General features: G+C 52.8%; 1 protein-coding gene. It reads left to right on the top strand.

The annotated features are described in order from the left end of the window. Positions 1 to 208 (top strand): hypothetical protein (locus OKA11_RS24455; protein ID WP_267225238.1); only part of this gene is annotated, 208 nt, incomplete at its 5' end. Positions 209 to 833: the final 625 nt, after the last annotated feature.

The raw sequence follows: 833 nt of genomic DNA, 5'->3' as shown, positions 1-833 counted from the left end.
TAGTCTAGAGGAAGGGATTTTCATGTTGCTCGCGCGATTTGGTATTGGCTTGATTGCTTTGGCTGTTGTCCCAAATTCGACTTTTGCTGAACGATCCGAATTCGTTCAAGCTTCGCTTGGGCAGCCGGATTTACCGCGAGCTTACGCGTCGTACGCTCCGAATTGCAACAGTCCGTGCGGCTGGGCGGCACTGCCCTTTACCCGCTAGATTCCGTAGACCCAGCAGGAGTCCGGCTTTCCGCCAGCGGGATTTTGCTGACTCCGGCTTCATCTCTGTGGGGCAGGCATGGCGAGACATCCCTCAATGAAGGAGCGCGGCGATGGAATTCGTTCGCGGAGAGTGTCTGTCAGGCGCCAAGTATACGGGTTCTCTCCCGTCATTGAAATCCTAGGTTGCAGTCGCTGAAATTTTTCGACTGAATTCTCTAGCATGCCTTGTTTGTACAAATTTTAATGGCGCGTCTCGGAAATATTCTGCCAAAGTTTAGAAGATTGTGGCGGCAGTCGATGTTTCACATGAAGGAGCCAGCGGTAGCCGCAATCCGTATGCAGTAGTGCCTTTTCGCGCTTTTTGCTTCGCTTGTGTTGCCGATCTGGAACTGTCCGGGTGGCCGAGGCGCATGTCCAGGTTGATCACTACTAAAGGTCTCGGCCCATGTCTCAAGACATTGGTGACCCTCACACCCGGTCTTCTGTGTGAAAACGTCCGCTTGCTTTGCTTGCGATCATCCGTAAGCTTGCAGCTACTGACGTGACCCCTTAGATTTCCTCCACGAGCGATTAGAGTCTGGCCTGAGAGAAGGACGGACGAGATGAAGAGAGCACGTTTTACG

The sequence above is a fragment of the Novosphingobium clariflavum genome (genome assembly GCF_026420865.1).
Lineage (GTDB): Bacteria > Pseudomonadota > Alphaproteobacteria > Sphingomonadales > Sphingomonadaceae > Novosphingobium > Novosphingobium clariflavum.
This window is presented reverse-complemented; position numbering and strand designations above follow the sequence as displayed.